We start from the raw sequence: 21,063 nt of genomic DNA on the forward strand, positions 1-21,063 counted from the left end.
TTAATATAGCTAAGCTAGATTAGCAGATGAGATTTTGAACAACTTCTATTAATACAATTATTTCATGAAAGGGGAATCTTAAATGAAAGATTCAAGAATTGCAGCTGTTGATGTGGGAAATGATGCTGTTAAGGCGAACTTTGGAAAAATGGAGAACGCGTATTACATACCAAATGTCATTGCGCGTGACATGGAGGACAGGCCGGTCATCGGTATCGAAGACCTCGATGAAAAAGACCCGCTTGATAATTTGCATATAAAGGTGCACTCCCCTGCTCTGGAAGAAAACAATGCGGTCTACCGTGTTGGAACCTTGGCAACGAAAACAAATAATTCAACTGAGCTTGATCAGGGCAGCAGCAAATCCGAGGAAGATCAGACATTGATCATGCTGTTTGCTTCAATTGCCTTGGATTCTGTTAGCAGCAATTCGTTTAAGAAAGGCAAAAACGACACGATTGATGCTAACTACACGTTAGGTACCGGACTTCCGCTCAGAGAAGTGAAAGAAGGAAAAGATGTCGGCTATCGTTCCCAGCTGCTCGGAAATGTCCACCAGGTAGAATTTTTGGTGACACCGCAATACCAGGGCATCAAAGTCAACATTAAGTTTGATGAAGTGAAAGTATACCCGGAAGGATTTGCGGCGTACGTCAATTTGATTATGGATAATAATTTGAACGTGATTAATAAGGAATTGATTGATAAACAAATACTGATTCAGGACATCGGCGGTCTTTCAACCGATATCGCCGTTATCCGCAACAGAACGGTGGATGATGATAAGGCACAGGGCTTTCCGCTTGGCGTTGCCGAGTCTCTTGAGGAGATTCGCGAAGAAATCCGGACAAGGCATGGGGTTGAACTGGACAGCCGGCGTGATGTCGTTGATATTATCACCCGTAAAAATGACCGCCATCATATCATGGTAAAAGGCAGCCGGACGAATATCCATGACATTACTGATCGGATTTTAGTGGAATTGGCAAAGAAAGAATACCGGAATCTCCGTAATGTCTGGCAAAAGAATTCCCAATCGGAAATCTGCTACTTTGTCGGCGGCGGTTCTGCTGTATTGAAAGATTACATCAAATCGCTGAACAATAAACTGGACGGGTTTAATATTGATTTCTTTGAAGATGAAGAGGAAAGTATTTGGATGATGGCCAACGCGTATTACAAATTGATCATGGATTACGTTAATAAAAATACGCCGGCTGAGGCAAAGGAAAAAGCCACAACAGAAAAAAAGTAGGGTGATACCATGCAAGGGTCTAAAAAGAATATCGAACGCGGGCAGTCGATTACTTTCCGAATCCCGTCTGATACACCTGATTATCTGTTAAAACAGCTTCAGAAACTGAAAGAAACTGAGCGCCGGAATTTTTCCAGTCAGATTGCACAGTACGTTCTGAAGGGCGTTAATGAAACATATACTCGAGAGCGGGAAACGGTAACAATACCGCTTCCCCGTCAACTGACAAAGGAACAGAAAAACTGGCTGAAACACGAGCATTCCGAAGCCTTGATTGGGTCAATTGTGTATCAGCTGCTGCAGGATCCGATGCGGGCAACATCGATTATGTCGACATTAAACGGCGGCCGGCCGACGATGGAAGCTGAACCATACGTTGAAGAGGAAGAACCTCTGGAGGCCTCTGAAGACAATGTGCCTGATCTGGATTCCGTTGACCTTGACCAGCTGGATGATTTGCATCAAGCAGACAATGAAGAGACAGAGGAAACGGGGGAAGATCCGCTCGCAGATTTCTTTTCGAAAATGAATAAATGAAGCAATTGAGAACACTGTCCTGAACGATTTTCAGGGCAGTGTTTTTTGGTGCCAAGATGACTTTGGAATGCATAAGATGCCGGCCTCTAATTAAACTATCCATAGGAGGTAGGTATTATGGAATTTGATTGGATGTGGAAAGCAGTCCTTATTGTGATTGCGGGCACGTTTCTGTTGAGAATGGCAGGCAGGAAGTCGATTTCACAGATGACGCTTCCGCAGACAGTCATCATGATTGGGATCGGTTCATTATTAATTCAGCCGGTAGCCGGGAGTAATGTCTGGGTCACGATAGCTGTTGGAGTGATTTTTATTGCAACTTTATTTATTATGGAGTACGTACAGGTAAAAGGAAACATATTTGAAAAAATCATCACAGGCAAATCAAAAGTATTGATCGAAAATGGAACCCTCAATGAAAAAAACATGAAAAAACTTCGCATGACCGTTGACCAGCTTGAAATGAATTTGCGCATGCAGAACATAAAAAAGTTAGATGACGTGGAATGGGCTACTCTCGAACCGAATGGTCAGGTTGGCTTCAGTCTTAAAAATGACGCGCAGCCTGTCACAAAAAAAGAATTTAACCAGTTGGCTTCAGACGTTCAGGAAATCTTGAACCAGGTAAATACGAACTCGCAGATAAATCAGCTCAGAACAAAACTTAATGATCTCAACAAACAAATTGCTGAAATGCAAACACAACGTAATATGTTTAAAGAACTTGATGAAAAAGACCCGGATGGTACCTCGCCAAAACACTTGCAGTAATGGCGGGTCCCCAGGGCTTCTTTTAACACCGGTATAGTCATCCAAGCAAAAATCCTGCTCCCACATAAATGACTGCGGCTATCCCCGCTCCCACTGAACAGAACTTCAGTTTGTAACGTGCATAATCGACAAGGGGCATCTCCAGGATAGAAGCAGTGGTAATTGTTGTATCACCGAGCGGAGAGGTCATCGCACCAAATGAACCGCTGGCAAACACGGCACCAACCGTCAGCGGTATTGATGCGCCTGTTGAGATTGCCAGTGCCATCCCAAGCGGCATAATAATCCCCCATGTCCCCCATGAAGACCCGATGAAATAACTGACAACAGCACCGAGGACAAAGACAATTGCCGGTATGGTGAATGCAGGCAGGAATGAACCTAGTGTTGCATTGATAAATTGTGAAAAACCAAGATCTTCTGTTACGAGTGATAATGCCCACACAAGAATCAGCAAGACAATTGCTTGCATAAGCTGGTTGCCGCCATCATAAAAATGATAAATTGTCTCAGACATTGACTGCCGGCGAATCATATAAAAAACAAATGTCAAAATAAGTGTTACAAATACGCCCAAAAGCATCACAAATGTCGCATCACCTTCTGAAAATGCCTGGAAAAATGTATCCGCCCCTTTAGCTTTACCATCCTGCCATAAAAGAAATAATGTCAGACCAAGGAGTAAAAACAGCGGTACAATTAAGTTCCAGGGCTGTGCTTTAACCGTTGACAGCTCTTTCTCGATGCCTGAGCGGTGATAGTCATGCTTATCATCCTGTCCCTTTGCTGTTTGTTCCTTCACCCGTTCTTTATCGCCGCGTGACCAGAATGTACGGATGAGTCCGATAATCAGCATGACAATCGCAAAGAAATTAAACAAAATACTCAGCAAAAAGATATGGTAAGGGTCCATATTAAGGTTGTATTTTTGCACACCGCTTTCAACGAGTGAAACCATGAAACCAACAAATGCTGTAGCAACCGGTAAAAGCACAATAACCGAACTCGTCGACACATCCATTGTGAAGCCGACTTTACGTTTGGGGATGCTCATATCTTTCATGAGTGATTTCACAACCGGTCCAATCATCATGATCCTGAACATTGGCATCATGAAGGTGAATGGCAATGTCAGCCAGATTAAACTAAGCAGACCGCGCTGGGACTCTATTTTGTCGCCAATCCATTCAGAAAACCCTTTAATACCACCTGAAATGCGCATCATGCCAATTAAACCGCCGAATAAATAAAGAAAGGCGACAATTTTAATGTTATTGGCATCTGATAATGTTGTGACAATGTAGTCGACTGATTTCTGCGTGCCGGTGAGGATGCTGAATTCAGTCAATATGCCGCCGACAAGGACGCCCAGTACCAGGCCGGGCAGTATTTTTTTCAGCCAGATCGAAAGGCCGATTACAATCACAAATGGGATTAAGGAAAGCCAATCCATTTTTCCGGTCTCCTTTCAATTAAAAGCAGTGGGTTTGTCTTTTTAGGCAACCTAGTCATCGAGGTCCTTATCCTCTAAAGCCTCCAGTGCGGACCTTCTTTTCTTCCGCTTTATTTCCTTGTCAATATGAATGGTTGGTGGCTGATAATCCTTGGTTGCACGGATATCTTCATTGGATGCCCGCATGAATGACCAAGCCAGGAGTCCCATAATAAACAGAACCGGGAATCCGGCGACAATACTGGCTGTCTGCAACGTCTGCAAGTCACCGACGAACATTAATACAAGCGGCATCAGGCATAAGGTGAATGCCCAGAAAAGTCGGTTCCAGCGCAATGGCTCGGCTTTGACTTCTTTTTGGACGACGGCTGACAGGATATAGGACGACGAGTCAAACGTTGTCGCAAGGAAAATGATCGCGAGAATCGTAAACACAGTCACCATCATCCACGCCAATGGCAGCTGATTCAGAATGGCGATGATGGCAGCAGGTGCGCTATTTTCATTCATGAAGCCAATAACATCAAATTGGCCGGATATTTGCAGATGCAAGCCGAAATTTCCCATAATCCCAAAAAACAGCACACAGCCGAGCGTACCGTAAACCATTGTACCGAAAATCATTTCCTGAATGGTCCGGCCGCGCGAAATGCGGGCAACAAATAATCCCACAAATGGTGCATAGACAAGCCACCATGCCCAGTAGAAAACCGTCCATGCTTCCGGAAATGCTGTTTCAGTAAAACCGTCAACATTTGCAAACGGCTCAAGCCATGTCGCCATTTTAAAAAAGTTGTCGATAATCAGACCAATACTCGTAAAGGCTGTTTCGCTGATAAATAACGATGGACCGAACACAAAAATAAAGGTGAGCACAAAAATTGCGAGCCAAAGATTGATATCACTCAGCACTCTGATTCCGTTCCGCAGACCTGAGTATGCGCTGATAGCAAATATCGCGGCACAAATGAGCATGATGACAGCTTTCAATGTTAAGTTTACCGGTAGACCGGTTATATCATTCACACCTTCTGCGATCATGGGTGTTCCGAGTGCCAGGGTCGTTCCGGCACCGCCCATCAGACCAAACATGAACAGAACATCAATGACAACCCCAAGCGGTGTGTCGACCAGCCTGCCGAGAACAGGTCTGACGGCTTCACTTATTTTCAGAACCGGCTTTTTCCGGACATAATAGAAGTAAGCTATCGGCAATGCCGGTAATGTATATATTGCCCAGGCAATAGGACCCCAATGAAAAATTCCGTATGCCGTTGCCCATTCCATGGCCTCCTGTGATTCACCTTCAACACCAAATGGCGGTCCCTGGTAATAGTAGGCCCATTCGATCATCCCCCAGTAAAGGATGCTCGAACCGATACCGGCAGCAAACAGCATGGCTGCCCACGATATTGTGCCAAATTCTTTGTCCTCATTTTTATCACCAAGTTTGATATGGCCGTTTTTGCTGAATGCAACAAAAATCAGAAAGGCAAAAGCAGCCAGACCGAAAATTAAATATAAGACACCAAAATTGCCGGTCATAAAATCATTTGCTATATTGACGAATTCTTTTCCGGTTTCAGGAAAAACCGCCAACGGTATGGAGACGGCAAGCAGCAGAAATAAAGCACCGAAAAATGTCGGCCAGTCGATCAAATTTTTGTTCATGAATTTCACCCTTTCTATCGATAGCTTTTCTGGATGTTGTCAGGATATTCATGAATCCGACATGTTCAGTGAAATGTTGGCATTTGGTGTGAGTCTCGATAAACTGGATGTATGATAATACAATGCGAGCGTGTTTAAATAAAGGGAAAGGGAGCGGAATTTTATGGGAGCCATGGGCAGGCTGTCGATTTATGCAAAGGTAAAAATGGTTGACTCCGAATGTCTCACCCGGATTGACGGTTGAAGAACAAATGCAGAGTGTCAGTAAAGAATTGGGGGAAGGTTATCAGGATTCATGTCGAGTGGCTTTGACGGGGAACCCCCCCGGTTGGTGTTGTCATACCGCATATCGAACCTGGCGCGCGCAACGAAGGAAGACTGTTCTATTTCGGTCTGATACCGGATGAGCGCGGCAAAGGGAAAAGCAAACCGCTCCATTCACTGGTATTACAGGTGCTGAAAGATGATTTCGGGACATCGTATTATATCGGACCGACAAGTGAAAATAATTCACTAATGCTGAAGGTGTTTGAAGCGAGCGACTGCAATGTGACCGAGCGGTATCGTATTTTTACACTGAATCGCCGCTCGTAATGGATTCGCCTTGAGTTACTACAGTTTCGGTTGAAGTTTGATGGGATTCGGCTTAAGTCCAAATCGGCTGAAGTTCACAATTTTTCAGCTGAAATGTTCACAATTAAGTGTGGGGGGTCAATCAAGTGGCCGGCAATAAAAAACCCGGTGAATGAACAGAAAATCACGTTCATTCACCGGGTCATAATCCTCAGCCTGCTTCGGTTACTTTGGCTGATGGCAGCATTTGTTTTAATTGATGATTTTCCTCGTCCGTCAGCGGCATCATTGGAAGACGGACGTCTCCAACGTTAATGCCCATCATATTTAAGGCGGCTTTCACCGGGGAAGGACTCGGCTGTTTAAACAACGCCTTCATGACAGGGAGTGTTTCCTGATGGATCGTTGCTGCCCGCTTGACATCACCATTATTAAAACAGGTAATCATTTCTTGCATTTCGCTACCAATGACGTGTGCAGCTACAGAGATGACGCCGTTTCCGCCAATTGCCAAAACAGGGAGTGTCAGACTGTCATCACCACTGTATAGGGTGAAGTTATCAGATGTTTTACTGATGATCTCAGTCATAGCATCAAGGTCGCCGCTCGCTTCTTTCACCGACACGATGTTACTGACTTCGGACAGCCGGATAATCGTTTCCGGTGCAATTGCCACGGCGCTTCTACCCGGGACATTATAAAGCATGACAGGCAAGGATGTCGCTTGTGCAACTGCTTTATAGTGCTCATAAAGGCCTTCCTGTGAAGGTTTGTTGTAATAAGGTGTTGTGAGCATGACAGCGTCGACACCAGTTGCCTCAGCTTGCTGAGTCAGTTCAATAGAAGTATGCGTGCTGTTTGAACCTGTTCCTGCAATAATGGCTGCCCGTCCATTTGCTACTTGGGCGACGAAACGAAACAAGTCCAATTTTTCATTATTTGTCAGGGTCGGGGATTCACCTGTCGTCCCTGCCACGACTAATCCGTCAGAGCCATTTGCAATTAAGTAATTTACCAATGAACGTGTTTTGTTGAAATCGACATGCCCATTTTGATCGAATGGGGTTACCATCGCAGTTAAAACCTGACCAAAATTCATTGTTTTTCACACCCCTTTTTAAATTTTAAAAAAGGGCTATCCCCCCATTATTGCAATAAAAAAACAACAACGAGGGTTCGCTGTTGCAGCAGAAACGTTACTTACATTTCTATTTGCGCAAGATAGCCCTCCATATAGTCTCCTATATGACAGTCCTGTACTTATTCAATAGCAGAACCAACCCCTGAGAATATGAGATTCTCTTAAGTTTCGGCGAATTCCCCTTTCCACAATCATCAACGGATCCCATAATCCTGCTACTGTGTACTGATGACCTTCGCACCTCTACCTACTTCAACGTGTTGAAGTAAGAAATATATAATTAGTTATAATTTAACACATGGTTCTTAGTATTTCAAGGGGGTTCGAGATAAATTTCGACATACTAATGAAATGTCCTGAAAGTTGAGCCACAGCTCCGAAAATACACTTCGCGAACTTTAGGGCGAGTGGAGCCCACGGAAAGCAAGAAATTCTGAGCTGCGTCGCCAGAGCTCACGAGATGTCTATATCGCATTTTATGGATTTTTTGCCAACACAACCACCTTTTAGAAAACAAATTTTAAATCTATTGCAAGAGATGATTTTCTATGATAGCCTATTAAATACAATATATATTAAAAAATATCTAATCATAACACTATATATAGTGTTGGCGAATCAAGGTGACATCTTCGTCTTAAAAGGGAATCCGGTGAGAATCCGGAACTGTCCCCGCAACTGTAAGTGTGGACGAACAGGCTATCCACTGTATTGCGAGCTTCATGGCAGCTATATGGGAAGGGCCTCAGTAGACAGAAGCACGAGTCAGGAGACCTGCCTGGGTTCGGACGTTTCAATCCTCGGGGCAAGAGATGGTGAAATGACAGGGACATACTATTTAATTTCTGTCGTTTTATAACCGTTCATCCCCGGGGGTGAGCGGTTTTTAATTTTTAAAGGAGGCAGAGCAATGACATTGACAGCAACTGACGAACTCGTCTCAATCATTGAAACGGCAACAGAAGGACTGAATGTGGATAAGGAAGCATTTTTGGAAAAAGCATATAAAAAAGATGCTTCATTCGATAAGAATCACTTAATAAAACTGGCACTGGAAAACATTGATGAGACGGCACCTGACTGGACATTTGTGGCTGCAAGTCTGTATCTGCAGACATTATATGAACAGGCAGCAACCAATAGAGGTTATGATTTCAGCCGCCAATACGGTGACTTTCATTCGCTCATTACGACATTGACCGATAAAGGCATTTATTCAGATCACCTTCTGAAAAAATATAACAGCTATGAAATTGACAACTTCGGCAAGATCATTGAGCCAAAGCGGGATTTATTGTTCAACTACCTTGGTCTGTATAACCTGGCAACTCGATATCTGGCCGCCGACCACCATAAAAATACTTATGAATTGCCGCAGGAACGCTGGATGATCATTGCGATGCATCTGATGCAAGATGAGACGCCTGAATATCGCGGCCAATACGTCGTGGAAGCGTATTGGGCACTCAGCAATCTGTACATGACAGTTGCTACACCAACACTTACCAATGCGGGTAAAACACACGGCCAGCTATCGAGCTGCTTCATCGATACCGTTGATGACAGCCTGCAGTCGATTTATGACAGTAATACCGACATTGCCAAACTATCGAAAAATGGCGGCGGCATCGGTGTTTACATGGGTAAAATCCGCAGCCGCGGCAGCTCGATTAAAGGCTATAAAGGTATGTCGAGCGGTGTCGTTCCATGGATTAAACAGTTGAACAACACAGCTGTCAGTGTCGATCAGCTCGGGACGCGAAAAGGTGCGATTGCCATTTACCTTGACGTCTGGCACGCCGATATTGAAGCGTTTCTTGATTTGAAGCTGAATAACGGTGATGAGCGGCTCCGCGCACACGATATTTTCACAGGTGTCTCTCTGCCGGATTATTTTATGGAACAGGTGGAAAAGCGCGGAGACTGGTACTTGTTTGACCCACATGAAGTTCGCGAGGTGATGGGCTATTCGCTTGAGGAGTTCTATGATGAAGAGAAAGGTGCAGGTTCTTTTCGCGAGCGCTATTTGGAATGTGTTGAATCAGATGAACTTACGAAACATGTCATACCGGCAATCGATATTATGAAGCGGATTATGAAATCACAGCTCGAATCCGGCACACCATTCATGTTTTACCGTGATGAGGTGAACCGTCAGAACAATAATCCGCATGAAGGTATGATCTATTGTTCGAACCTTTGCACAGAAATCACGCAGAACCAGTCACCGACGGAATTTTTGGAAGAACTGACTGAAGCGGATGGAACGATTGTGAAAAAATATAAACCCGGTGACTATGTTGTCTGCAACTTGAGTTCCATCAACCTTGGACGGGCTGTTCCGGAGCAGGTTCTGGAGCGTCTGATCAGCATTCAGGTCCGAATGCTCGATAATGCGATTGGCATAAACACACTGCCGCTGAAGCAAACACAATTAACGAACCAGAAATACCGCGCTATTGGTCTGGGAACATTCGGCTGGCACCATCTGCTGGCAAAAGAGAATATCGCCTGGGAGTCTGAGGAGTCAGTTGATTTCGCCGACAAGCTGTATGAAAAAGTTGCCTATTTAACGATTAAGACCAGTATGGAGCTGAGCAGAGAAAAGGGAAGCTATCCGGCATTCACCGGCAGCAAATGGCAGACAGGGCAGTATTTTACCGATAAAGGTTATACCGGTGATAAGTGGGAGGCACTCAAGCAGGATGTCGCTGAGTACGGTATCCGCAACGGCTATCTAATGGCTGTTGCGCCAAATTCATCAACATCGATGATTGCCGGTTCCACAGCGAGTATCGATCCGGTATTCAAACCATTCTATTTTGAAGAAAAGAAGGATTTCAAAATTGCTGTGACCGCACCCGAGCTTGATCATCACACGTACGGAATTTACCGCCGGTCGGCATATATTCTCGATCAGCGCTGGTCGGTCAGACAGAATGCGGCACGGCAGCGACATATTGACCAGAGCATTTCATTCAATATTTATGTGCCGAACACGATTAAGGCTTCCGTGCTCCTTGATCTGCACCTGCAGGCATGGAAAGAAGGGCTTAAAACAACGTATTATGTCCGGTCAACGGCTAATGATGTCGAAGAATGTGAGTGGTGTGAAAGTTGAGAATGATAATCGCCTATTTATCATACAGCGGCAATACGAAGGAAACGGCTGAATTGGTCGCTGATTATCTGGCGTCAGATGGCGTGTTGGCGGATATGCACAGGATTGGCATTGATCCGCCGATTGACGCATCCGCTTACGATTTGATTTTCATCGGAACGTTTACGTGGGAGAAGGGCGCGACCCCTGATGAGGTAAAAGATTTTGTATTGGAGGTCGGCTATAAACCGGATAATGTTGCTGTGTTCGGGACCGGGGATACGCAATTTGGCGGTGATGAGTTGTATTGCCGGGCGGTGGATAAACTGGTCACATTTTACGAGAGCAAATGGTACGGTTTGAAAATCGAGCAGTCACCCCGCGGCTCACAGGAACAATTGGTACAAGAATGGCTGGAAGGAGTGCTTAAAGATGTCAAAAGTCTTACTTGAAAAAGCAAAAACGCTGGAACCAATGAACCCGAACAAATCGACAGCCTTATTCGGAGGAAAGTCGAGCGGTATTCTCAATTGGAACGATATCGCTTATCCGCACTGGTATAAAATGTATAAGCGGCTGATCGGCAATTACTGGCAGGCCGATGAAATCAACATGTCTGATGATTTGCGTCAGTTTTCATCATTGACGGACGCGGAGAAAGATGCGTATTTGAAAATTATCGGTCTCCTTTCAACGCTGGATGCTCCGCAGACACGGACGGCACTGCTTTTGTCATTATATGCGACCGATCCGTCTGTCCAGTCGATTATGGCGGTCATCGCCCAGCAGGAAGCCGTGCACAATGAAAGCTACTCGTATGTATTGTCTTCAGTTGTTTCGCTTGATGAGCAGAATGAGTCGTTTCAGCTCGGGCGAACTGATCCTGTGCTGCTGAAACGGAACGAGACACTCATGCAGCAATACAACGCATTTGTTGAGGAACCGACGATTGAAAATATACTGAAGACAACTGTCTATACAGCGCTTCTGGAAGGGATGTTTTTCTATTCCGGCTTTGCGTTTTTCTACCATCTTGCACGAAAAAATAAGATGGTCGGCACATCAACGATGATTAGCTACATCAACCGGGATGAACTCGAACACGGGCGGTTTATTGCTGAATTATTCCGGGCAGCATTGGATGAAAATCCCGATTTGAATACAGCGGAATTTACCGACTGGGTTTACAGCAGGTTCAGCGAATCGGTTGAACTCGAAATCGAATGGTCCGCTTACGTGCTCGCTGATATTGAAGGAATCGATCTCGATGAAATGGCCGGCTATATTAAGTACCGCGCCAACAAAATGCTGCGTATGATGGGCCTGAGCGAGTTCTACCCGGATCATACGGAAAATCCAATGAAATGGATTCGCGCCTATGCTGATAACTTTGACGAAACCAAGACTGATTTTTTTGAACAAAAATCACGACAATATACGAAAACGAGTGACCTGAACGGGTTTGATGATTTGTGAGCTGAGCAGATGCGGGTGTCTAGTTGAAATCCCGAACTTCGGTGTGTTTTCCCCGAAGTTCACATACTAGACACGTAAAAATAGCCGGTGCGCCATCCAGCGCACCGGCTAAAACATTTCATTCAACTTCAGAACTTCACCTGTTACTGCATTCACGCCGTAATCGCAGTCCAGCTTGCCGCACATGATATAGGTTTCGCGCTCGCTGTCATAGACATAAACCGGGTCAATGTCGAGGTGCCCGCGCAATTTTTCGAACGCTTCTTCCGATGATAAAATCGGCTTATCTGACTTTGCAAAATGCTTGAATGCTTCGAACAGGTTGTCCTGGTCAAAATAATTAACCGCCCTCAATGTGTTTCGTTCAATAATCAGGTTTATTTTTAAATTGAGTGCTTTTTTTGCGTCATGCACGGGTTTGATTTCAGCTTTGATGTAGCCATCTTTTAGATAAAATCCGGTAAGACTCCGCTTGCCGCTCTCATTCGGATAAACGAGCCGCATAAAGCTTAGTACTTCCCGTTCGCACGCTTCAACTTCCTCATCTGTTAATGGAAACGTATCCGGGTGCGGTGTATTGGCCAGCACGGTCTCAAATGTCACTTCGGATGACAGATCAATTTCTTTTCGTTCAAAATTTCCCTCGAGCGGTGCATCCCACCGCAAGACCTCATCCTTGGGAATAAAAGAACTGCGGTCCTCACCAAACGTAAACGGAATGGTCCGTGTCGCATCATTTGTCAAAAATAGTTCTTCCATCCCATACACAGGCAGCCATTTTTCCTGTTCCTGACTGGGAAGCTCCAGCAACTGGCACTGTGTTTCTGCAACAGGTTCATACGTGTCAGGTGTCAGCGCAAACGGCTCCCACTCAATCTGTTCTTCAGTGGGAAATTCACCGTCAATTGAAAATAGTGTCAGCAAGCCATTTTCATTGAATTCGACTCTAATCATTCCGCTGGGAGATACCGGGATATTGTCGACTGCTGCGCGGAATACCAGTTTCTGCTCATCTTCCTGAGCGATCAAAAACTGCCGGCCAAACGTCAGCGCTGTCATATCTTCAATCCAATCAATCACATCTTCTTTTACGACTGAAGATGGGTACACACTGTGGTCGGCGCTGTTGACATTGTTAACGAATAAAATCTGCTTTATTTCTTTCGTATGAAAGTTGACATCAACAACAGCAGTGCCTTCCGGATTATAATCGTCTGTGGCAATATTACTGTTTTCGGGAAACCATTCCATGCTTAAAATATAAGTCGTTTCATTAAAATGATTTTTTTCACGGAAGAAGTGATGACGCTTCAGTTTGTGATTGTTTAAACTTAAACTTTCACGAATGTCATCCACAACTGTCTGAAATTCTTCAGCCATCATTGGCCCCCCTCACTTTTTGTGCATTATATCAAGTATAACACCTTCTTGGGGCAGCTGACATAGCGTTATTTTTATTAATAAAAAAGCTGCCCAAAGGACAGCTTTTTCTCTTTACTTATGAAAATAGTTCAATACACCTTCAACAATGCCATCAGCAGCATTCGCTTTGTGGTCAGCGGTCCGGATTACCGACAGGTCGTATGGACTGGTGATGAATCCGAGTTCAACTAATACTGACAAATCACTGTTGTTCTGCATCACGTGAAATCCGTTTTGCATAAGTCCTCGGCTGTTCAGAGCCATGTTTCCTTCAAGTCCGGATTGGATGCTTGAAGCGAGTGCACGTTCATTGCCGCTTGAAGCATAATAGGTGCTGAACCCATTAACCCCTTCAAGCGGGAAGGCATTATAGTGCAAACTGATAAAAGCATCTGTCGCATATGAATTACTGATGCGAACACGTTCTTCAAGTGATACATATTTATCATCTGCACGCGTCATTAAAACCGTTGCGCCAGCCTCGCGCAATCCCTGAGCGACTCTTTCCGCTGTACTTAGTGTGTGGGATTTTTCAAGAGTGCCATTGATGCCTATTGCACCAGGGTCATTGCCGCCATGTCCGGGATCAAGAATGATGTTATAGCCGTTCAGGGTGCCTGATGATGTCCCGGCTGGCTCTGTTGTTTCTGAACTTGTTTCACTCCCGGTATTGGAAACGGTAGTGACCGCCTCATCACTGCCGGTCTGAAAGAGGTAATGCGCCGCTACCCAGACAACTTGTCCATCATAATAAGTTTGCGCCCATCCATGTTCTTTCTGAAATACAACTACTTGATCCCCATTTGTAAGATGACCAACAATATCTGCGCTGTGCGATGGTGCGGTTCTGACATTTAATATGTCAGTGCCGACTTCATATGTATCGCCATCATCTGCCAGTACAGTCGGGGTAAGCATTGCGAAAAACAGTATAAATCCAATTGCTGTTATAATAATACGTATTTTCCCCATCAAACCTCTCCTTTTTGTTTTATGTTATCCATTCAGAAAAATTTTCAAACATAAAATTTAAAAAATCATTCAAAAGTTTTAGAAAAAAAGCAGGATATCTGAAGAAGTATCGAGAAAAATAAGGTAATTGACTCTTAATCATCTCGAAAGGTTTTCTTTGTGTTCGGTATTTTACCACAGGTACCTCTGCAAAACAAGCAGATTCAGATATTGATAGAATCGATTCATGGGAGTATTTCAATTGTCTTAGTCATCATAACATGGAAAATAATCGAGGTGGAGAGGCAAAATGGCCACAAATCATAAAAATAAACAACGACGTGACAATAATAAAGATCGCGGCTGGCTCGCGGATTTACTTCTATTCTTCCCGGAGTTAATTGTTGGGCTATTCAAATGGCTCATCAGAGGAATATCCGCTTTTTTCAGGCATTGGTCATGAGGGAGCCGGCATAGAATAATATGGAAACGAAAGGAGGAATGACTTCAAAAATTAACCGTACGCGAATATCATAGCTGGTTGCTGCTGTTTCTGGGAAAATTAATTATATCCGGCTGGCCGGAGCGGGGAGGAATCCTTATGCATCAATTTATGATAGGGTTGTTTCAGAAATGGGAAATTGTATACGCAACACAGAATATTGATGATTATTATAAAGCCAAAAACAGGCTGAATAAAAAGGGGATTAGCTACAAAGTCAGCACATTGACAACTAATAACGGCAAAAACAGGCGGAAGGGCACTGTTACAACCTATCATCTTAAGGTTAAGGAAGAGGATGTACAACGCAGCTATGATATTATTCACCAGAGGCTTGCTTGAGGGATGACTCATACAATTAAGCTCTCCAGTTTGATGTACAATTATTTTTAAAAACAGCCTTAACTTTAACCATGGATATACGGCACAAAGAAAGGTAGTGATCGGCTGTTAACCGCAGAAAAGCTATCACAGCAGTCATTGGATTTGTTCTACTAGCGATCATTGTGACGTTTGTTGTTGATTCGGAGCAAACCGATTCAACAAATAGAGATGTCATCACACACGACTATACATTTGTCGGAGAGAGCGAGCACTGGTCAGCTGTTTTTGAAATTGAGGGTGAGGAAGTTTTTTATGAAGAAGAAGAGATCCGGAAGCGTAATGAGAAAGTGGATGCTAAATTCATGCTGAGTTATAAAGGTCCGCTGGAAGAGTTTGCTTCCACCAAAGAATTGTACTATGAATACAAAACGCCGACAAGCGCATCCGGAATGCGAAGGCAGTATGATTCGCCGCCTGAAGAAAAAGTATTTACTAACAGAAGCGGCAGCCTTGTGCGTGAGGACGCCGTTATTGAGGTGACCGTTGAATGGGATGAGAACACCGAAAAATTTACACTGGAAACTGAAAAATAAAGCATCGTGATGTTTTCGAATCGTAAACGCAAGCCATTAAAACAGAAAATAGTATTATGTCATTGCTTGTAGGCATGCATCGTATCATTTATACTGATTAGTGAGTTAAACTAAAAATCGACAACATATTCTTTACAACAAAAGGCGGTGTCATAATGCGAAAAGCATTGGCAACTTTCGTGGTGCTGGCGGTCATCATGGTGATATTTTTCGTGGTTATCGAATACACGGGAGAAAATTCGGATGACGCAACAATCGGCACGGATGAGAAAGTTGAAACATCAGAAAGCACAGCTGTTTCATTTCACCCTGATGGTGAAGTGGAACAGCTTTCTGTTTCCGACACACGCCGTATGGACGAACAAAAAGAACTGGAAGCCGCGTATCAGGAAGAATTTGAAAAAGGGTCTCATTCATTGGATAATCCGTTGGTAAAACTGGATCCCTATGGTGCAGCGCCGTTAACAGCAGTAGCCATGTTTGAAACGGATGAACCTGCTAAAACCACGGTCACTGTTGAAGGAAAAGACGAGTATTCTGATATTGAACGTTCTTTTGATAACTATCGAACAACACATACCATACCCGTACTGGGACTCTATCCAAACTATGAAAATACCATAACCATCGAAACAACAGCAAAGTCCGGTGAGACGTCAACTCATTCATTCACGATTGAAACGGAGCCATTGCCTGATGACTTTTTAACGAATGAAACAGCAGAATCGCACCCTGAAAAAATGGAAAATGGCCTAACATTTGTTATTCCGAGCACCCGATACGCATATGGGGTGGACCATAATGCCGATGTCCGCTGGTATTCGACACTATGGAACTCGCACGTTTTTAAGCGGCTTGACAATGGTCATATCCTCTACGGTACTAAAGAAAAGGGCCAGAACCAATACAATGAAATGCTGGAGATGGATATGCTCGGGAAAGTATACAATTCCTATCTGATCCAGCTGGATGATTACCCGGATACAAATGTGGTGCACCACGGCATGATTGAATTGCCGAACGGGAACTTCCTTGCGACAGTGCACGATATGGCATCACCCTATATAGAAGATGAAATGATCGAGATTGACCGGGAGACAGGCGAAACAGTGCGGGACTTCAGTTTCCGCGACCTGTTTCCTGAGGACTTTTACGAGGATTATGGCAATGTATTCTCCGATGATGGCGACTGGTTCCATCAAAATGCCGTTTACTACGTAGAAAAAGATGATTCCATTCTCGTTTCCAGCCGGCATCAGGATTTAATTATGAAACTATCATATCCGGAAGGGGAAGTTGACTGGATATTGGCTGATCATGAAAAATGGCCCGATGCTTATGATCAGTATTTGCTTGAACCTAAAAGTGACGATTTTAAATTTCCGGCAGGTCCACATGCCCCGATGACGATGCCGGATTTTGACAATAATGATGCGACCAATGATTATTTGCTATTTGACAATAATGTTGTGATCACCCGTGGTAAGGATCCGCTCAGCGGCGATTTCAGCCAGGGCGTGCAGTACCGGATTAATCCTGAAGAAATGACGGTTGAGCAGGTCTGGCAATTCGGCAAGGAACGCGGAGAAGACTTTTACTCGAGGATTGTCGGGGATGCTGATTATCTTACAGGAACAGGCAACAGGCTTGTGACTTCAGGCTATATTGATGTTGATGAAGGAATGAACAGCCGGATCGTTGAAGTGAGCGAAGACCAACCGGCAGGCGTCATATTCGATCTTGTCATATCAGGCTTTGAAAAGAAAAGTCATAGACAGGCATACCGTGCAGAACGCATGCCGCTGTACCCGGAACAGGATTGGCAGCTTGAATTGGGTGGCTGATTAGTGGCGACGTTCAATTGAAAAAAGGGGAGCATCAGAAGGCTAAGCAGTTCACTTAGGGCGAATATGTGGAATAAACGTTTTGATATGAAAAAAGCTAAAACAGATCCAATATACGGAGTGAAATGTAATGACTGTCGATGATACGATTCAAGATGTAAAAGAAGAACTGGATGGATTGCCGGGAGTGGTAGGGATCGTGTTGGGAGGATCCAGAGCGAGAGGAACTCACAGTACAGATTCTGATATAGATATTGGGATTTACTATGATGAATCAAAAGGGTTTAACACCAATGATGTTGAGAAATCAGCATCAAATCTTAACGATGTGAAAAAGGATCATTTAATCACTTCTTTAGGTGAATGGGGCGAATGGATAAACGGTGGTGGCTGGTTAGTTGTCCATGGTTACCATGTAGACCTCATATTTCGAGATATCAAACGAGTCAGTAAAGTGATTGATGATTGTCTGTCAGGTGCCATATCTATTCATTACCAAACAGGGCATCCACATGGCTATTTGAATGCCATGTATATGGGAGAGTTAGCTGTTTGCAATATTTTATCTGACCCCGAAGGCAAGCTAAGTGAATTAAAAAAGAAAACGGAACCTTACCCTGAGAAATTTAAAGAAGCGATGATACAGTATTTTTCTTTTGAAGCCTCTTTTTCCCTGATGTTTATGGAGGCAAATGCTAATAAAGATGATATTTCATATGTGATGGGCCATTGTTTTCGAAGTATTTCTTGTTTAAATCAAGTTCTCTTTGCAAAAAACGACGTGTACTGTATCAATGAGAAGAAAGCTGTGGCCATGATTCAAGACTTCCCGATCAAGCCTATGAACTATAAAAAACGGGTTGATGATATTGTTTCTCTTCTTTCAGCAGATACTGCAAATACCAGGAATGCAGTTAAGGAACTACAGGAATTGATCACTGAAACAGAAGCATTATAACTATTAAATAATCCAACATAAATGTACATCCTATAACAAAACGATAGTGCCAATTTTCGAGACATTCATGCCCATAGGTAGACTTTGAAAAGCTGTAGTTTGATCAAGCTCCATTATCCTCTTTTATGATTTCATTTGGGATGTTGTTGACATGTATTATGACCGATAAGAATGATAAAAAAATAACCCCTCATATGCTTGGTAGGCATAAGGGGTTATTTTTTGTCTGCGCTGACCCGCTTAATGGGGTGCGGTCTATTGACCTTAGACGCTCCAACGGTTTTTAATCATTGTATGAGTTTCTATTGTTATGCTTTAATCCACTTCCAAATTTCACCCGGTGTGGCATTTTTCCCGTACATGAGGATGCCGGTTTTGAATATTTTGCCGGCAAGCTTCATGAAAATCCAGATGCTGACTACTAAAATAGCCAGAGCAATGATGATTTCAATCCACGGCCATTCCTCCATTACTGTCAGCCGCATCAATAATACGCCCGGTGTCGTAAACGGGATATAGGTACCGATCTGCGCTACCAATCCGCTTGGATCGCTGATGACCGGACCGATAAAAATAAATGGTATGAACGGAAGCATCATCACCATGCCCTGAAAGTTGCCTGCTGATGACATATCTGCCATGGTTGCACCGACACCGACAAAAAGTGCGGCAAACAGGAAGTACCCAAGTATGGCGATGCCAACCAAGAGAATCAATTCGGGTACAAGCAAGTAGTCAAGAATGGCGACATCATCCAGCTGCCATATACTAATTGGGATGACAAACGCTAGAAATACAGCAGTCTGTATCATTCCGAGTATAAAATAACCAATGATTTTGCCTTGCATTAACTCGCCGGGCGTAACTGACGATAAAATAATTTCAGCAATTTTATCTTTTTTCTCACTGGAGGCACTTTGGAAAATATACATCCCGGAGACGACAATAGAAAACAGAATAATGCCGGCAAATGCGCCCGGAATAACGCGCTCAAATGGATCCTCCCCAAGGAATCCGCCGCTTTCAGATGACGCCCCCTCGCCTTCCGCTGTCAGTTCTTCAGCTGTCGTTTCCTCAAACTGAATCGTCGCAGATACCGCTTCAAGCTCTTCCTGCGACAGACCAAGCTGCTGCATCTGCAGCATTTTGACCGGATTGGACAGTGTCTGGACCTGATTCATAAAGCCGGTACCGATTTCCTCACTTGTATACACTGGAACGACACCTTCCTCCAGTGCGCGTTCATCAAGAAAAATATAGGCGGTGTTTTCACTGGATTCCAGTTCGGATTGCACATTTTCTTCACTGACGTCTGTTGTCTCCATATTCCAGTTCACATCAGTTGTTTCAGCCGTTTGTTGCAACCCCTCAAACATACCAAGTTGATCATTGACATAAACCTGTGTCGTTTCACCGCCATCACCGGAATCGCCGAAAAGACTTCCGAAAAAGAAGAACACTAAAATCAGTGCAGGTGTCAAAAACATCCCGATTAAAAATGATTTGTTTTTCAAATTGCGTTTAATTTCCCATTTGCCGACTTTCATAGCATTACGCATCAAGAACACCTTCTTTCTGTGCAATGGTTCCTTCTGTTGCGATATCGATAAATATTTCGTGCAGTGATATGCGGTCAATTGATAATTCCTGAACGGACAGGCTGTCGGGCAAATTCTTCAGCCACTTGACCGCCTGCACATCTTTGGACAAGTAGAGGACAAAGGTATCTTCATCCTGTTCGATTCGCTCAACATCCGGCAAGCCCTCCAGATCACTTATATCGTTTTTTCCGTGTATCGTACATTTGAAGTTGGCGTATTTCTCTTTCACGTCATCCATATCTCCGTAAATGATCCGCTCGCCATTGTGCATCATAAACAGGCGGTCACACATTTCTTCCACCAGATTCATCTGATGTGAGGATAACAGAATCGCAGTACCATTTTCCGCAAGGCTGCGTATTTCATTTTTAAATAATTCCTGGCTGACAGGGTCCAGTCCGGAAAAAGGCTCATCCAGAATCAGCAGTTCCGGCTCGTGAATGATCGAAGAAATGAATTGCACTTTCTGGCCCATCCCTTTTGATAGCTCTTCAACCGAACTGTTTTCCAGTCCTTCGAGATCGAATCTTTTCAAATAGCTGAGTGCGCGCTCTTTGGCTTTACCTAGCGGGTAATCCTTCAATTCAGCCAAATACAGCAGAATGTCCATGACTTTCACGTTTTTATAGAGGCCGCGCTCCTCCGGCAGATAGCCGATTTTATGGCGCGGAATTTCTTCATGGCCGCTAAAGGAAATAGTACCTTCATCGGGATACATGATTCCCATAATATTGCGGATCGTCGTTGACTTTCCGGCGCCATTCGGTCCTAAAATCGCCATGATTTCGCCTTTTCGAACTTCAAAGGATACATCACGCGCAGCCTTTTTGTCCTTGAATGATTTACTTAATTTGTCTACCGTGAGCATTGTTTCCATGGTTCCTCTCCTTT

19 protein-coding genes and 2 riboswitches are annotated in these 21,063 nt (G+C 44.0%); of the genes, 12 read left to right on the top strand and 7 right to left on the bottom strand.

Annotated features, from left to right (window positions below; genetic code table 11):
* Window positions 1–82 precede the first annotated feature (82 nt).
* From AOX59_RS14560 to AOX59_RS14570, 3 genes are all read left to right on the top strand, one after another.
* Complete coding sequence (locus AOX59_RS14560; protein WP_068446645.1) at window positions 83–1,255, top strand: ParM/StbA family protein; 1,173 nt, start codon at window positions 83–85, stop codon at window positions 1,253–1,255.
* Window positions 1,256–1,264: 9 nt separating this feature from the next.
* Window positions 1,265–1,792, top strand: coding sequence for a hypothetical protein (locus tag AOX59_RS14565; RefSeq protein WP_068446646.1), 528 nt, complete (start codon window positions 1,265–1,267; stop codon window positions 1,790–1,792).
* 117 nt (window positions 1,793–1,909) lie between these two features.
* The gene (locus AOX59_RS14570) at window positions 1,910–2,563 is read left to right on the top strand and encodes a DUF421 domain-containing protein (protein WP_068446647.1); all 654 of its coding nucleotides are present in this window, start codon (window positions 1,910–1,912) and stop codon (window positions 2,561–2,563) included.
* A 37-nt stretch (window positions 2,564–2,600) separates the two neighbouring features.
* Here AOX59_RS14570 and AOX59_RS14575 read toward each other — a convergent pair whose 3' ends face one another.
* Together AOX59_RS14575 and AOX59_RS14580 are read right to left on the bottom strand one after the other, a co-directional pair.
* Window positions 2,601–4,016 (bottom strand): Na+/H+ antiporter NhaC family protein, encoded by a 1,416-nt coding sequence (locus AOX59_RS14575; protein WP_068446648.1) that lies wholly within the window; start codon window positions 4,014–4,016, stop codon window positions 2,601–2,603.
* 51 nt (window positions 4,017–4,067) lie between these two features.
* Window positions 4,068–5,687, bottom strand: a complete 1,620-nt coding sequence (locus AOX59_RS14580) for a BCCT family transporter (protein ID WP_068446649.1) — start codon at window positions 5,685–5,687, stop codon at window positions 4,068–4,070.
* A gap of 453 nt (window positions 5,688–6,140) precedes the next feature.
* On the opposite strand from AOX59_RS14580, the gene AOX59_RS19775 reads away from it, so the two are divergent.
* A complete protein-coding gene (locus AOX59_RS19775) occupies window positions 6,141–6,281 on the top strand; it encodes a hypothetical protein (protein WP_156418715.1) in 141 nt (46 codons plus the stop codon).
* 190 nt (window positions 6,282–6,471) lie between these two features.
* Here the strand turns inward: AOX59_RS19775 and dapA are convergent, their stop codons facing one another.
* Window positions 6,472–7,359: a 4-hydroxy-tetrahydrodipicolinate synthase gene (gene dapA / locus AOX59_RS14585; RefSeq protein ID WP_068446650.1), complete on the bottom strand. Its 888-nt coding sequence runs from the start codon at window positions 7,357–7,359 to the stop codon at window positions 6,472–6,474.
* Window positions 7,360–7,474: 115 nt separating this feature from the next.
* A riboswitch (Lysine riboswitch) is annotated at window positions 7,475–7,655 on the bottom strand.
* Between the two features lie 350 nt (window positions 7,656–8,005).
* A riboswitch (cobalamin riboswitch) is annotated at window positions 8,006–8,197 on the top strand.
* 114 nt (window positions 8,198–8,311) lie between these two features.
* Between dapA and AOX59_RS14590 the strand changes: the two genes are divergently transcribed.
* The 3 genes from AOX59_RS14590 to AOX59_RS14600 are packed head-to-tail and all read left to right on the top strand — an operon-like array spanning window position 8,312 to window position 11,977.
* The gene (locus AOX59_RS14590) at window positions 8,312–10,522 is read left to right on the top strand and encodes a ribonucleoside-diphosphate reductase subunit alpha (protein ID WP_068446651.1); all 2,211 of its coding nucleotides are present in this window, start codon (window positions 8,312–8,314) and stop codon (window positions 10,520–10,522) included.
* Window positions 10,523–10,524: 2 nt separating this feature from the next.
* A complete protein-coding gene (locus AOX59_RS14595; protein ID WP_068446652.1) occupies window positions 10,525–10,953 on the top strand; it encodes a flavodoxin in 429 nt (142 codons plus the stop codon).
* Window positions 10,934–11,977: a ribonucleotide-diphosphate reductase subunit beta gene (locus AOX59_RS14600; protein WP_068446653.1), complete on the top strand. Its 1,044-nt coding sequence runs from the start codon at window positions 10,934–10,936 to the stop codon at window positions 11,975–11,977. The genes AOX59_RS14595 and AOX59_RS14600 overlap by 20 nt, the downstream gene beginning before the upstream one ends.
* Window positions 11,978–12,085: 108 nt before the next feature.
* Here the strand turns inward: AOX59_RS14600 and AOX59_RS14605 are convergent, their stop codons facing one another.
* Both AOX59_RS14605 and AOX59_RS14610 read right to left on the bottom strand, forming a co-directional pair.
* Window positions 12,086–13,360, bottom strand: coding sequence for a hypothetical protein (locus AOX59_RS14605; protein ID WP_156418716.1), 1,275 nt, complete (start codon window positions 13,358–13,360; stop codon window positions 12,086–12,088).
* A gap of 111 nt (window positions 13,361–13,471) precedes the next feature.
* Window positions 13,472–14,371, bottom strand: a complete 900-nt coding sequence (locus tag AOX59_RS14610; RefSeq protein ID WP_068446655.1) for an N-acetylmuramoyl-L-alanine amidase family protein — start codon at window positions 14,369–14,371, stop codon at window positions 13,472–13,474.
* Between the two features lie 289 nt (window positions 14,372–14,660).
* Between AOX59_RS14610 and AOX59_RS19780 the strand changes: the two genes are divergently transcribed.
* From AOX59_RS19780 to AOX59_RS14630, 5 genes are all read left to right on the top strand, one after another.
* Window positions 14,661–14,813, top strand: coding sequence for a hypothetical protein (locus AOX59_RS19780; RefSeq protein WP_156418717.1), 153 nt, complete (start codon window positions 14,661–14,663; stop codon window positions 14,811–14,813).
* A 138-nt stretch (window positions 14,814–14,951) separates the two neighbouring features.
* Window positions 14,952–15,194: a hypothetical protein gene (locus AOX59_RS14615; RefSeq protein WP_068446656.1), complete on the top strand. Its 243-nt coding sequence runs from the start codon at window positions 14,952–14,954 to the stop codon at window positions 15,192–15,194.
* Between the two features lie 164 nt (window positions 15,195–15,358).
* Window positions 15,359–15,769, top strand: a complete 411-nt coding sequence (locus tag AOX59_RS14620; RefSeq protein WP_068446657.1) for a hypothetical protein — start codon at window positions 15,359–15,361, stop codon at window positions 15,767–15,769.
* A gap of 155 nt (window positions 15,770–15,924) precedes the next feature.
* A complete protein-coding gene (locus AOX59_RS14625; protein WP_068446658.1) occupies window positions 15,925–17,613 on the top strand; it encodes an aryl-sulfate sulfotransferase in 1,689 nt (562 codons plus the stop codon).
* 130 nt (window positions 17,614–17,743) lie between these two features.
* Window positions 17,744–18,571, top strand: coding sequence for a nucleotidyltransferase domain-containing protein (locus tag AOX59_RS14630; protein ID WP_068446659.1), 828 nt, complete (start codon window positions 17,744–17,746; stop codon window positions 18,569–18,571).
* 308 nt (window positions 18,572–18,879) lie between these two features.
* On the opposite strand, the gene AOX59_RS14635 is transcribed toward AOX59_RS14630, so the two are convergent.
* Together AOX59_RS14635 and AOX59_RS14640 are read right to left on the bottom strand one after the other, a co-directional pair.
* Complete coding sequence (locus AOX59_RS14635) at window positions 18,880–20,130, bottom strand: ABC transporter permease (protein ID WP_068446660.1); 1,251 nt, start codon at window positions 20,128–20,130, stop codon at window positions 18,880–18,882.
* On the bottom strand, window positions 20,123–21,049 hold the full coding sequence (locus AOX59_RS14640; RefSeq protein ID WP_068446661.1) for an ABC transporter ATP-binding protein: 927 nt from the start codon (window positions 21,047–21,049) through the stop codon (window positions 20,123–20,125). The genes AOX59_RS14635 and AOX59_RS14640 overlap by 8 nt, the downstream gene beginning before the upstream one ends.
* Between the last annotated feature and the right edge of the window lie 14 nt (window positions 21,050–21,063).

The sequence above is a fragment of the Lentibacillus amyloliquefaciens genome (assembly GCF_001307805.1).
GTDB lineage: Bacteria > Bacillota > Bacilli > Bacillales > Amphibacillaceae > Lentibacillus > Lentibacillus amyloliquefaciens.